Annotated in this window: 13 protein-coding genes; 6 read left to right on the top strand and 7 right to left on the bottom strand. The window is 35.2% G+C overall.

Annotated elements, in window-relative coordinates:
• Window positions 1-59 precede the first annotated feature (59 nt).
• Window positions 60-359, bottom strand: coding sequence for a DUF4359 domain-containing protein (locus CCK98_RS28375; protein ID WP_088089658.1), 300 nt, complete (start codon window positions 357-359; stop codon window positions 60-62).
• Window positions 360-787: 428 nt separating this feature from the next.
• Here CCK98_RS28375 and CCK98_RS28370 point away from each other — a divergent pair, with 428 nt between their 5' ends.
• On the top strand, window positions 788-1714 hold the full coding sequence (locus CCK98_RS28370) for a CPBP family intramembrane glutamic endopeptidase (protein WP_179195955.1): 927 nt from the start codon (window positions 788-790) through the stop codon (window positions 1712-1714).
• A gap of 40 nt (window positions 1715-1754) precedes the next feature.
• Here CCK98_RS28370 and CCK98_RS28365 read toward each other — a convergent pair whose 3' ends face one another.
• On the bottom strand, window positions 1755-2363 hold the full coding sequence (locus CCK98_RS28365; protein ID WP_088089656.1) for a hypothetical protein: 609 nt from the start codon (window positions 2361-2363) through the stop codon (window positions 1755-1757).
• A 356-nt stretch (window positions 2364-2719) separates the two neighbouring features.
• Here CCK98_RS28365 and CCK98_RS28360 point away from each other — a divergent pair, with 356 nt between their 5' ends.
• A complete protein-coding gene (locus CCK98_RS28360) occupies window positions 2720-4123 on the top strand; it encodes a L,D-transpeptidase family protein (RefSeq protein WP_179195954.1) in 1404 nt (467 codons plus the stop codon).
• 62 nt (window positions 4124-4185) lie between these two features.
• On the opposite strand, the gene CCK98_RS28355 is transcribed toward CCK98_RS28360, so the two are convergent.
• Together CCK98_RS28355 and CCK98_RS28350 are read right to left on the bottom strand one after the other, a co-directional pair.
• Entirely contained in the window at window positions 4186-4761 is a 576-nt protein-coding gene (locus CCK98_RS28355) for a 3D domain-containing protein (protein WP_088089655.1), read from the bottom strand.
• Between the two features lie 271 nt (window positions 4762-5032).
• Window positions 5033-5962, bottom strand: coding sequence for a LytR family transcriptional regulator (locus CCK98_RS28350; protein ID WP_088089654.1), 930 nt, complete (start codon window positions 5960-5962; stop codon window positions 5033-5035).
• Window positions 5963-6336: 374 nt separating this feature from the next.
• Between CCK98_RS28350 and CCK98_RS35680 the strand changes: the two genes are divergently transcribed.
• From CCK98_RS35680 to CCK98_RS28330, 4 genes are all read left to right on the top strand, one after another.
• Entirely contained in the window at window positions 6337-6624 is a 288-nt protein-coding gene (locus CCK98_RS35680) for a hypothetical protein (RefSeq protein ID WP_179195953.1), read from the top strand.
• A complete protein-coding gene (locus tag CCK98_RS28340; RefSeq protein WP_088089652.1) occupies window positions 6563-7348 on the top strand; it encodes a serine hydrolase in 786 nt (261 codons plus the stop codon). Before CCK98_RS35680 ends, CCK98_RS28340 begins: the two co-directional genes overlap by 62 nt.
• 60 nt (window positions 7349-7408) lie before the next feature.
• Entirely contained in the window at window positions 7409-8443 is a 1035-nt protein-coding gene (locus tag CCK98_RS36570; protein ID WP_256942475.1) for a C39 family peptidase, read from the top strand.
• A 317-nt stretch (window positions 8444-8760) separates the two neighbouring features.
• On the top strand, window positions 8761-9732 hold the full coding sequence (locus tag CCK98_RS28330) for a glycosyltransferase family 2 protein (RefSeq protein ID WP_179195952.1): 972 nt from the start codon (window positions 8761-8763) through the stop codon (window positions 9730-9732).
• A gap of 857 nt (window positions 9733-10589) precedes the next feature.
• On the opposite strand, the gene CCK98_RS28315 is transcribed toward CCK98_RS28330, so the two are convergent.
• The 3 genes from CCK98_RS28315 to CCK98_RS28305 form a co-directional block, all read right to left on the bottom strand.
• Window positions 10590-10781 carry a hypothetical protein gene (locus CCK98_RS28315; RefSeq protein WP_088089648.1) on the bottom strand — a complete coding sequence of 64 codons (192 nt, stop codon included), beginning with the start codon at window positions 10779-10781 and terminating at the stop codon, window positions 10590-10592.
• 70 nt (window positions 10782-10851) lie between these two features.
• Complete coding sequence (locus CCK98_RS28310) at window positions 10852-11103, bottom strand: hypothetical protein (protein WP_088089647.1); 252 nt, start codon at window positions 11101-11103, stop codon at window positions 10852-10854.
• Between the two features lie 169 nt (window positions 11104-11272).
• Complete coding sequence (locus tag CCK98_RS28305; protein ID WP_088089646.1) at window positions 11273-12793, bottom strand: DUF6056 family protein; 1521 nt, start codon at window positions 12791-12793, stop codon at window positions 11273-11275.
• Window positions 12794-12827 lie beyond the last annotated feature (34 nt).

Raw genomic sequence — 12827 nt, 5'->3', positions numbered from 1 at the left:
GTTTGGTCCTTTTAAAAAAAATGAGCCAGTCCCTAAAGAGACCGGCTTTTGACTATCGATTATTCTTTACTCGAGATTGTAATGAATTTATTGAAGATGCCAATCGATGTGACTTTTCCCAGGCCTACTTTGGAAAAATCGGTTTTGTAGATGGAGAAAATAAAATAATCCTTTTGCGTTGTTCCTGCATCAAAAATGGATTTCCCAGCTACAGATAATAATCCCTTTTCTATCAGACTCGATGATTTATCCATTGTTTTGTGATTGGCCCAGTCGATATAGGCAGAGCGCTCAGGATTTGTGGCTGATAGAATAAAAATCACAGCGATTAAAACAAGGATCGAAAAAAGACGTCTCATAGTAACAATCTCCTATCTCGTAATTATTAATTGTAAATTTTTATATAAATGAGTGTAAATTGGAAATAGCTTTTTGTAAATTTTAAAAGGAAAAGCTTGATTGGTTTTTGAGACTCTATCAAACTCTTTATTTTTATTAAATATATGTTTCGACCGTTTGGAATAGAAGACTATCGGTAAATTATTTATGGTAATAAAAAGGAATCATTATTTTCGTGATATTTACCTACCAATATGTTAAATTATTACTAATATATTTTTTTTGAAAAAGAGGGGATCATTTCGTGACGAGAAAATGGAAGTGGACGATTGCTTGTTTCTTTTTCCTGCTTTTTTTTAATGCGTTCGGGATCATTGCAGTAAAGATATTAGGCAGGTAAGGGGAAACGGATTTCTCCGCCAAATTTTTCAGGTAGGGGATGATGAGAATGATAACGAATTTAACAAAACCGATTTCAAAAAAGCTGCTATTTTCAATGATCATTGTAACCATCGGGGCAGAGGTTCTTCTTTATCTTACTCGTTACAGTTCTATGGCCAGTACCTTATATGATGCCGTCATGGTGTCCTCCTTTTTTATCGGTTGGAAGATTTACCGGAGACTGGGGAGTCAGCAGGGTCATCAGAAAAGTCCGCGCCAGATCATGCTTCAATTCACGGGTGCTTTTCTCATTTTCTTCTTTGGGAGTACGATTGTTAATGTGTACTCTAGTATCACATTTGAGGATTTTAATAAGGATTATGATCAATATGTTCAAGACTATACGGAGTCGCAAGCCTTTGATGTGGAAGATGGAGTGGATGCTGGCCTTCCGGATGATCCAAACTGGTCCATTTTTGAAAAGGTAGATACAATTGGATATGATTTATATAACGACACACTAGCTGGCCTGGAAGAGGTTTGGCGGCTGGCTTATATAATTCTACTGCTTGTGGTATGTAAAAAGTTGTTTCCGCGGCGTTGGGAGAGTGGCTCAAGAGATGTTTTTCTAATGGCGGCGCTGTTTATCACCTCTATTCTTTTCGGCATAGACCATACGCTCGATACGGAGCAGCCATGGGCAATCCGAATTGGGGCGATTGTAACCTTCGCAAATATGGGCTTGATGTTTGGAATTATCCTATTATGGACCCGGAACCTTTGGCTAACCGTTATTGTCCATGCTTTATACGATATCACAGCAACTCTTTCATGGTACTATATCGATTATGCGGTCGAATATTTCACCCTTGGTGTTTTAATTATTCACTTGAGTCTCTTTATTTTAGAAAAAATACACCAAAAACGATTAATGAGCCAGTTGGCGATGGTTCAGGAAGGTCAAATCGCAGAATTGACGCAAAGCGTAGAATAAAAGGAAAGAGGTTGCCGGGTGAGCCCGCAACCTCTTTTTGTCATTTTTCAACATCATAAGATTTTGATTTTATCCAGTACTGGATGGTTCCATTTTCTCTTAGTATGTACTTAATCTTTTCTTTCTCAAAACCTTTGGTAAGACTTTCTGCAGCTATTTCCTGCTTCACACTGAGTTCGATTAAATATTTATTTAATTGTTGTTCTGAATGTTTTGGGTCCTCAAGGTTCGTCATCATGTCTAGACGGTGTTCGATGACAGAAATTAAATCTTGTTGGTGTTCATGAAAGCTAGTTGAGGTCTTTAAGTTTGTTACTTTAGATATAAGATCTATTTGCTTTGCTTTCCCTTGCTCTATATTGTCAATCTTTTCATTGAGGAAGTCATTAAGTATTTTTTCACTTTGTTCATTATAGTCATTCACTGTCGTCAAATAGGAGACTAGTTGTGTCTGTTCTTGAGTCCAATAGCCTTTTATTAATAGAGAACAGGCTACAATCAACACGAGAATTGAGATGATCATAAACATCCACTTTTTAAGAGAATGGCTTTTACGGGGAATAACAGTTTTCTCGTTGTGATGGACAAGGGCGTTAATCTGCAGCTCTTCAAGCTCCTGCTTCACTTTTTGTTGGGCGGTAGTCAGCATCTTGCGGCCCTCCAATGATCCTAGATTGATTTGAAACTATTAATATCCTACTACAAAAAGCGACAATAAATCCATATTTTCTCCAATTTTTCTACATAAAGTAAACAATGCCTGTCAACCCCAAAATAATTGGTGGTATTTCCCGAGAAATGACGTTATTTGTGTTATTGGTGTCGTTGTGGTGTCAGTCGCCATGATTCAATGGATCTTCTTATTTTTTTATGGTGAATTTTGTATTTTGATGATGTGAGAAGTTTGTAAAAAATTGCCGAAATATATATCTAGTTAATCTTTCCTATTAAAACATTAATTATGGTATCGTAGTAATTAATGGTAATTATAAGGGGGATGTACTTGTGTTTAAACGTTTTCTGATTGGATTTATTATTTTATGCTTGGGATTTTCAGTTTTTCCCAACGCCCAAGAGGCTGAGGCTAGTACAACTAAGAAACAACTAATTATTATTAACAAAAAGGTTAATAAACTCGCATTTTACGAGAATGGTAAATTAATAAAAACATACAGGGTGGCAACAGGAAGAACTTCAAGACTCACCCCGGAAGGAACTTTTTACATAAGAGAAAAAATTGTAAACAGACCTTACTATAAAAAACATATTGCTGGCGGCGATCCGCGTAATCCATTAGGAAACCGCTGGATGGGTTTAAGTAAAAAAGAGAATGGCGGATATCCGTACGCAATACATGGTAATAATAATGAAAGTTCGATTGGAAAATATGTCTCTGGTGGATGTATCCGGATGCATAATAAAGAGGTAAGAGAATTGTTCAGTAAGGTAAAGACAAGGACGAAAGTAATGATTGTTTCCTCGAAAAAAAGCTTTAATCAGTTAGCCGCACCATATTACAAAAATATTGACATCAAAGCTCCTGCCGTTCCAACGGTTTATACTGTTTCAGACAAAACAATTGAAATATCTGGTAAAACAGAAATAGGAGCAACAGTCACTGTTGCGATTGGGTCAAAAAGGTATACAGCAAAACCTGCGGATTCCAAAGGAACATTTAAGGTCAAGATTCCGAAACAAAAGGCTGGTCTAAAATTATCTTTTACTGCTAAAGATAAATCTGGAAATATAAGCAAAGCTAAAACGGTAGTTGTGCTGGACAGAACAGCGCCAGTGGTTAGCGGAGTAAGTAATAACCGAGTTTACAACAAGGATGTTACGATCTCCTTTAAAGAAGGAAAAGCGACAATTGATAAAAAGTCAGTGAAAACAAAAACCGTTGTGAAAGCAGAAGGAAAACACACAGTCGTGTTAACTGATGCGGCTGGCAACAAAACAATTGTTGTTTTTACGATTGATAGAACGGCGCCAGTAGTGAGTGGAGTAAGTAATAACGCATTCTACAACAAGGATATTACCATCTCCTTTAAAGAAGGAACAGCGTGGTTAGATGGAAATCGAGTGAAAACAGGAAAGGCTGTTACTTCAGAAGGAACACACAGAGTTACGATAGCTGATGCTGTTGGCAATAAGAGAACAGTTGTGTTTACAATTGATAAAACAGCACCAGTGGTTAGCGGAGTAAGTAATAACGAAAGCTACAGCCAAGATGTAAAGATCTCTTTTAATGAAGGAACAGCAACATTGGATGGAGTAGCAACGAAAACAGGAACAGTTGTTAGTGCTGAGGGAACACATACATTAGTGGTAACTGATGCGGCCGGCAACAAGACAACTATAGTGTTTATTATTGAAATAGCAGAACCAATGACAGAACCAATATTGCCTTAAGTTTTAACATTTAAATTAAAATAAGCAAAGTCCCAAGTGAATAAACTCACTTGGGACTTTGCTTATTTTAATATTTGTACTTTCACTGTTTTCCTACCCCATTGAATCGCACTTTTATGAGAAGGAACGAAAATATCAATTTTTTTCCCTTTAATGGCACCGCCAGTGTCGCCGGCAACTGCATAACCATAACCTTCAACATAGACCTTTGTTCCGAGCTTAATTACTTTCGGGTCTACAGAGATTACCTTTTGGTTTGGATTTTTCTTTAGATTTAATCCGATAGCTGTGATGCCAGAGCATCGTTTACAATTCGCTGTATAGGCAGTTGCACTAACTGTTAAAGTCTTAACTACCTTTAACTTCGGTGCTTTACTTGCACTAGTGCTGGCTTTCTTAACAACCGGTTTACTAGCTGGTACATTAGTAATCTTTAATATTTGATTCGGGTGAATAGTATTTGATTTAAGTTTATTCCATTGTTTTAATGTGTTCACGGAGATTTTATATGTTTTTGCAATACGATAAAGCGAATCGCCACTCTTAACTTTATATGTATTGGATGCTGCTGATGCGCCGTTGCTACTTCCGAATAATAATATACCTGCCAAACTACACATGACTAGGAATTTCTTCATAACTGAAAACCCCTTCCTTCTGTTATATAAAAGTTACCACAATAATATTACACAAATATTTCAATAGCTTACTAGTTTCATGACAAAACCGTGATAATAAGGTGTCAGGCACCACCCGTGGACAAAACTCCTAATTTGTCCGCGGGTGACGGACGATGAAGGCAAGGAGGTTCATTTTAATATAATTTGTGCCTTTGTGTTTCGATTCGGGTGAATTATTAAATAGCAAAAAAAAACCTCTGCCAATTATTATCTCGGCAGAGGTTTTTTGCTATTTTATATCTAGTTGTGTTTTCAGTTCACTTTGAATCCGTTGTTTTTCTTCTTGCGGAACGATGAAGTAATAGATTCCGTTAATTTTCGTCCCGCCGCCTTTTATTGTCATTTGCTGAACGTTACCAGCCGCACTACGGTAATTCTTTTGAATATCCATCATTTGATCAAATGTAAGATTTGTTCTCACATTATTGCCAAGAGCTGTAAAAATACTTTGATATTTAGTAAGCGATGACAGGCTCGCACCTTCTCTTAAAACTCCTTGAATGATTTCACGCTGACGTAATTGGCGTCCAAAATCACCACGAGGATCTTCATGTCTCATCCGAGTATAGGCTAATGCCTTTTTGCCATTCAAAGTTACCTGTCCCTTTGGAAAATGGTAACCGTCTTGAGAAAAGTCTAAATCATTGTTTACCGTTATGCCGCCAACTGCATCGACAATATCCTCAAAGCCTTCCATGTTTATTTTTACAAAATAATCAATGGGAATGTCTAAGAAATTTTCAACCGTGTTCATCGCCATTTCTTCGTTGCCGAATGCATAAGCATGGTTGATTTTATCCTCGGTGCCTTTACCAACTATTTCTGTTCGGGTATCACGTGGAATACTTAACATCTTTACAGAATTTAGTTTTGGATTCACTGACAAAACAATCATGGTGTCAGAACGACCTTTATCGCCTTTACGCTGGTCCACACCCAAGAGCAATACGGAGAAAGGCTCCTTTTCTTGTAATGATACTTCTTCGGTACGTTTGTCGGATTTTCGATCGACAGGGTGATGCATCGTTTCGACAGCAGTTGTTAATGAGCTATATACTGAATAGGCGTAAACACCGATTCCAATTATTAGTAGTAAAAAAACAATTCCAGTTACGCGGAGCCATGTTTTCTTTTTCTTTTTATTCTTTTCAGCTCTCATCTAGTTTTCCTCCAAAACGATATTTTGAACCATAGTATAGAATAGCAGATATTATCGAAATTTAATACATTTATTTGAAGAACTTACATATTTTTAACTGGATAATATGGAAAAACTTTTTTCACGTATTGTTGTTAACGAAATAGTGTAATCCATCAAAATAGAGTAGCTAAACAAAAATTCCCCAGGGACAATATACTAGAAAAAAAGTTTATTTAAGAAGAGCCTATCTAAAATCAAGAAAATATAGATTTTTAGTTTTGCTCTTTTTTTGGATAGAAATCAACGAGATTCTACTCAAAACCTATATTAATATATTGCTAATTTTGGTAAAATTTAAGAAAGTTGAAATCTGGAAAAGGATGGGGAAAGAGTTGAAGGCAGGACATTTTTTAAAGGGAATTTTTATTGCATTTATTTTGTTTTCCGTAATCATGCCGAGCAAACATGCGAGTGCAGCAGAATTAACGGCGCATCAGGATTTTTCAAATAAGTTATCTGTTGAACTAACTAATTACATAAAAAAATCTGGCGGGACCGTTACGCATTGCCTTCATTATGTTAAAGGAACGAGTGGGCCAGGGGAATTTTATCAAGTATATGAAAAGCGTTGGTGGTCAGTATGCTTATCCGAATGGAAGAAATTTAACCGCTGCCAATGATTTAACGATTTATGCGAAAAGACTTTATCAATTTTCTGAGAAGAGTCCGCTTGGCAAAGAACTCATTGGTTATTTGAAACTGACAGTCTATAATACTACTATACCACGTGGGATTAAGGGAGTTGCCGTCGCACACAAGGTGGGGATGATCCCGAATGAAAAAATCTATAATGATGCGGCCATCGTTTATGACAAAACTCCCTTTGTTTTAGCGATTATGACAAAAGGTATTTCCTATGAGAAATCACAGATGGTAATTGCTGATCTGGCAGCCATTGTGAATAAAAATCATCAAGCTAAGGAGTCAGCCAAGTATTTTAAGAGTAAAGCAGATGTGACAATCTATCAAAGTATGTCAAAAACAGCTGCAATTGGAACCTTGACGAAATACCAAATCCTTCATATTGTTTCGAATCAAGGCACGTGGTATGGGATCAAATTTGGTAAAGGAACCGGTTATATCGAAAAGAAATCGGTGATTGCGCTGATCAAGCAAGCACAAAGCGGCTGGGTCACGAATCAGCCGAAAACCGGTATGATTAAAATGAGAGAAAAGGCACCTATTGTCGACAAATCCACTGCAGGTAAGGTAATTGGCTATATTAATAAATATCAAGAATACTATTTTTTCAAAAAGGAAAAAGACTACTATGTTATTGATATAGGCGGAAGAGTTGGTTATGTAGCTAGTAAATATATTACGGCTCTAAGTGTTGTCAAGTAAGTTTACCGTTTTAATTAAATCATCTAAGAAAATGTCATGTTAGAATAGGAGAAAATAATAATGAATAAAAAATTATATCTTTCTTTTTTAATTCTTGTACTTATCTTCCCTTCTTTAGGCGGTAATGTACATGCAGATACAGTTAAAAAATCAACAAAGATAGAAGTATTTTACCCAAATAGCAATGTAAACACTTCAAAAAAAATTAGATATATTTTTAATATCAATAGTGGTGGATACATTGTAAATGCTGTAAGACTCGATGAAAAGACTCAAAAGGTTACTAATCAGTATGTGTATTATCCAAATACAGTTTATGGAAAACATGCAAATAATATTAGGTATATCTTCAACATTGATGCCTATGGGAAATTAACTAAGGCTGTTTTAAGAGAAAAAGGAACACAACGAATTCTGTCTCGATATGAATATTACCCTGGAACCGTTTATGGAGCCCATGCAAAAAATATTAAGTATATCTTTACCATAAATACTATGGGGTATGTGACACAGGCTACTCAAAGAGAAAAAGGAACACAACGTATTCTTTCTTGGTATCAATATAACGCAAAAACGGTTTACGGGAACCACGCAACAAAGGTTAGTAGTCTAAAATTGAATGTACCCTTGATCAATCAAAGGCCAGAGCTGCCAACCGGTTGTGAAATTACGGCAGTAACAATGATGCTCCAGTATAAAGGCGTCCGTGTCGATAAAGTCACATTAGCGAAAAAAATGCCAAGGCATTCAAGTAATCCAAACCTTGGTTATGTTGGGAATCCATTTACAAAATCAGGATGGACTATTTACCCTCCTGCCTTAATGGGACTAGTAAAGAATTATGCTGGAAGTGCCAAAAACCTAACGGGTGCTAGTAATGGAACGATAGAAAAACAATTAGTAAATAACAAACCGGTTGTGGTTTTGGTTTCACGAATGCATGGTTTTTCAGTGCATGCATTGGTGCTAACAGGATTTGATCAATCTAATTATTACTATAATGATTGCTGGACAGGGGAAAAGAATGCCAAAATCAGCAAAGCGGAGTTTAATAGATTATGGGGCAACCAAAGTAAGAGAGCCATATCTTATTAATTAGCTCTTTTAGACTTGGATGTTGATTTCCGCTCCAGTCGCGCAGAGCTGCGAGGGTACTAACCGCCTCCCCGGCGCTATTCTCGTCCTTGCCAGGAATTTATTGTATTAAATACGTGAATAAAAAAGATAAGGCTGCCTTTTGGCGGTCTTTTTTGCGTTATAACACTGACCATCAAGATTAATACTTGATTAATACGGGAATAATACATGTATCGCGAAGTTAGGTTCTAATTTTGTTACATCTATTATAGATTCATACTACGAGTAGAAATAATACCTTTAACTATACTGACTACCGAGTTGGAGGAATGGATTTGTTAAAAGTTACAGTGGCTATACCCGTTTATAACGCGGCAAAACATTTGAATGTGACACTGGATTCTTTGATGCACCAAACGATGGATGCGTCAGAATTTGAGGTCATTTGTGTGAATGATTGCTCTACAGATAATAGCAAGGAAGTTATTGAAAACTTTAGTAAGTTAATGAGTAACATTGTTCTCATTGATCGGATTGATAATTCAGGAGGCCCAATGATTCCACGAAACGATGCGATAGATGCAGCTCGTGGTGAATATATCCTTTTCTTAGACAATGACGACTTCTTAGGGGAGGAGGCACTCGAACGACTTTATATTGAAGCAAAAAAAAATCAGTCCGATGTCATTTATGGCAAATATGTTGGTATCAATGGGCGTAAAGTACCTGGGTCTATGTTTAAAAAAGGGAACCGTCCGAAGGCTGATATTATCAAAGATAATTTAGTTAACTCTTTAGCACCTCACAAGATGTTTAAGCTCTCTTTTCTGAGACAAAATGATTTTAGATTCCATCCAAAGGCTGTAGTGGGTGAAGATCAGCTTTTTGTCATGCAATGCTATGTGACAGCTAAGGTTATTACCGTACTCGCGGATTATCATTATTACTTCGTTGTATCGCGTGGAAAAGAAAATCTGAGTGTAAAATATTTCCCTGCAAAGCAATTCTTTTTTTCCTTTAATCGTCTCATGGAATTTTTACATGAATGTAACCATGATGACTCATATAAAACAACGTTAAAGATTGCCTTCTTAAACCGATTTCTACATGCCAGCCGTTTACGTGGGCATCTATTAACATCTCGGTTAACACACGAACAAAAAATAGACTGGTTAAGTGAAACGAAAAGATTTATTGACAACCATGTGGATGACAGCTTACTTACTTCTCTAGAACCTCGGTTCCATTACTTTATGGAAGTGGCAAAAGAAAATGACATTCATAAACTGTCATCGGTCAAAATGTAGAAACCTATCCTAGAGATGTGATGAATACGAAAAATATAGAGGTGACCACCATGAGGAAAGTGAAAACAAAACGGGCAAATATAATCACTTATACTAGGCCTTCCATTAAATCTATACCAGCCAATCACTATGAAATATCTGGGCAGGAGCACATTGTTTATCCATGTATAAAAGGGTGGTTTGAGATTAGGCGAGTCGATAAAGATAATCTAAAGTCCGTAGAATTTATAAGGAGAGAAGATATCCGGTACAGTTTGGAAACTAAAATCATCATCCTAAAGGAAAAAGCCAGACGTCTAAAACAGATTAAACTTCTCACTATAAAATACCTTAAAAGAGCACTGTCTTTAGGGGGTCAGAGTATCCACAGAGTTAAAAACATCCTTTTTACGAAAGAAGTATCAAAATAAGGGGAAAACATAGACAGGCTCCCACGGTAAAAACGTGAGAGCCTGGTCGGTTTTAAGGGAAGTATTGAGAATTTCAATCTTGTTCGATGGTTAAAATTAATCCTTTCCACAGTCCTAATTCATGTGGTATATTCTATTTATATATTAAATATTATAAAAATTCTAAAATTTAAAACTATTTTTATTACCTCAAATACATTCTTTATGACTTAATGGTAAATTTTTTTATTAATATTAGGGATGTGGATAGAATGTCTGGGAGCGAAATAGTACTCATTGTTACCTCGTATTTAATTATTGGATGCATACTTATGGCTCTATTCAAGGATAGTAAATGGATATTTAAAGCAACATTTATTTTATTGTGGTTCCCTATTGGCATTTTATTAATGCTTTTTACACAGCTTAGTTTATTTCTAGAAAAGAATTAATAAGAAAGAGTATTTATCACCATTCTTCTGGTTGAAAAAGATGTACGACTGGGTCTAATGGTAATAAGGTGTCATCATCATCCATATCGTCATCAGTTTCAACATCCATATTCCATTCTGGTTTATGATACTCAACACAATCCTCGCAAAATCCATTGATTAGATGGTATGAAACATCTTCCACTCCGCAATCAGTACATCGTGCCATAATTACACCTTCTAATTCAGTTTACTTGTAATATATTTTGTCCTATAAATTCTTTATTCATACTTTAGTACTAATCATTTTTTTTAGTTTGTGAATTCTCCATTGCCCGTAGCATCCAGTCATCAGCCCTTTTTCTTATCCAGTAAAGATCTTCATTTGCTTCTAACAATTTATCCTTAAGCAGCTGGTTATTTTGTATCTTTTCATCAATAATGGATATCAAACATAGTCCCATTTCTCTTACCTTTTCGACGGAAGTATCCTGATCAACAGTTTCAAAAAACTGCTTAATTTTTAGAATGTCAAACATTTGACTACACATATCTTCCACCTCATTTTTAGGAATATGCTATAACTTATTCGAATCTTTTTATTAAATAACTATAGGTTTTAAAAGAAGTGAAAATAAAAAGGGATTACCGTTAATCGGTAATCCCTTTTGAAGTATAAATGTTGTTATTCAGTCCAGTAAATCAAAAATCGTTTTTAGTTTAGTGACCCTTTTTTATCCAATCTGTATAATTAATTATTTTCAAGTCAGTATCAGCTGGGATATGATAAAACCTTTTAAAGGTTTCATATTGGTACCCAGGGATATAAGGAGTGCTAATCCACAAAAATTGCGGATAGGGTAATCTGGTTAATTCGATCACTTTTGCATTTTTATCGACTTGCTGGTGAATATAATGAATTCTTTCGCGATGGACGGTGTTATTCATCGTAAATACATAAACGTAGCAGGTAGCAATTAAGATAGAAATCATAACAAATAATTTATTTAGCTTTTGTAAATGGACGTAATTATTAGTTGTAATATACACACTCATTTCAATGACAAACATTGCAAAAAATGTATAAGAAGCAATAAAGCATCTTGGTCCAAAAGGAGTTACGAAAATTAGTGGTCCAGCTAATACAATTGCGGATAATAGATAAAAAAGCAATTTATTAATTAAGGATTTATTTTTAATAAATAGAATAACGGTTAATAAGATACTTGCATAAAAGATAAGCGAGAAAACAGCTTCAAAACCATTCGGATAAATTTCGAAAAAACTGATATGAAAAGTATCTAATACAAGTGGTTTATAAAAGGGATATAACGTAAAAACAAAAAGTAAAATATTTTGCATGATTTTCTTGAAAATCCCAAGCTTTTCCTTGTACTTAACTATTAGAATAATGCAGAGTAATGAAATAAAAAGATTTAAAATAATATTATTTGAAAAAAGGAAGGGGTACATCTGCTCTGAATATACGTCAGAAATCTTTTGAAAAAATCCCACATCCGTTGATTTTGTGTCAATCGACCTGTATTGATCTTTCCCACTCATTATTTTTGAATAGGCCCCGTTACTAAACATAATTGCTGCACCAATAATGACAGAAATTAAATATGAAATATGTAAATAGTAAAACTTCCTGAATTTAATAAATGAAAAAATAATCACATATAAAGCCATTATTACAACGTAAATAGTTACATGCTCCACAATAAGTTGCGTAGCAATACCTAAAGGAATGACAGCTAGGGTCATCCACATTTTATATTTAGGGGGTTCTGCTTCAAAGATATTTTTTATAATCGCAAGGTAAATTAACACCAAGACAATTGATGTAATATAATTTGAAAAGCCAGCTACCCATGCATATGTCTGACTAATCATATTAACTGGGACAGAAAGAAATAATAATAAACTTAAAATATAATTTAATGCTGGATTTTCTTTTGAACGATATGCTGTAAGGATAACTAACAATGTCGAAAATAAAGCCATTAGAAATATTCTTTTCAAATAAACGCGTGTTAAAAATATCTCAATGATGTTCCCTAAATATCGACCATTATAATCTTTAAACCAATTTTTAAGGCGATCCATCCCATCTGATGTTGCCCAAGTCCAATCATCATGGGTTAAAGGCGTATTATATGCTAGATAAAAATATAAGATAAATATTGCTACAAAAAACAGACTCAGGAAACCACGATGTTTACTACCTTCAAGGCCCATTAATTACCGCACACTCCAATCATGTATGAGAGAT

It is taken from the genome of Bacillus sp. OV166 (genome assembly GCF_900177675.1).
Classification (GTDB): Bacteria; Bacillota; Bacilli; order Bacillales; family Cytobacillaceae; genus Neobacillus.
Note: the sequence above shows the minus strand (reverse complement) of the source record. Positions and strands in the feature narration are given on the sequence as shown.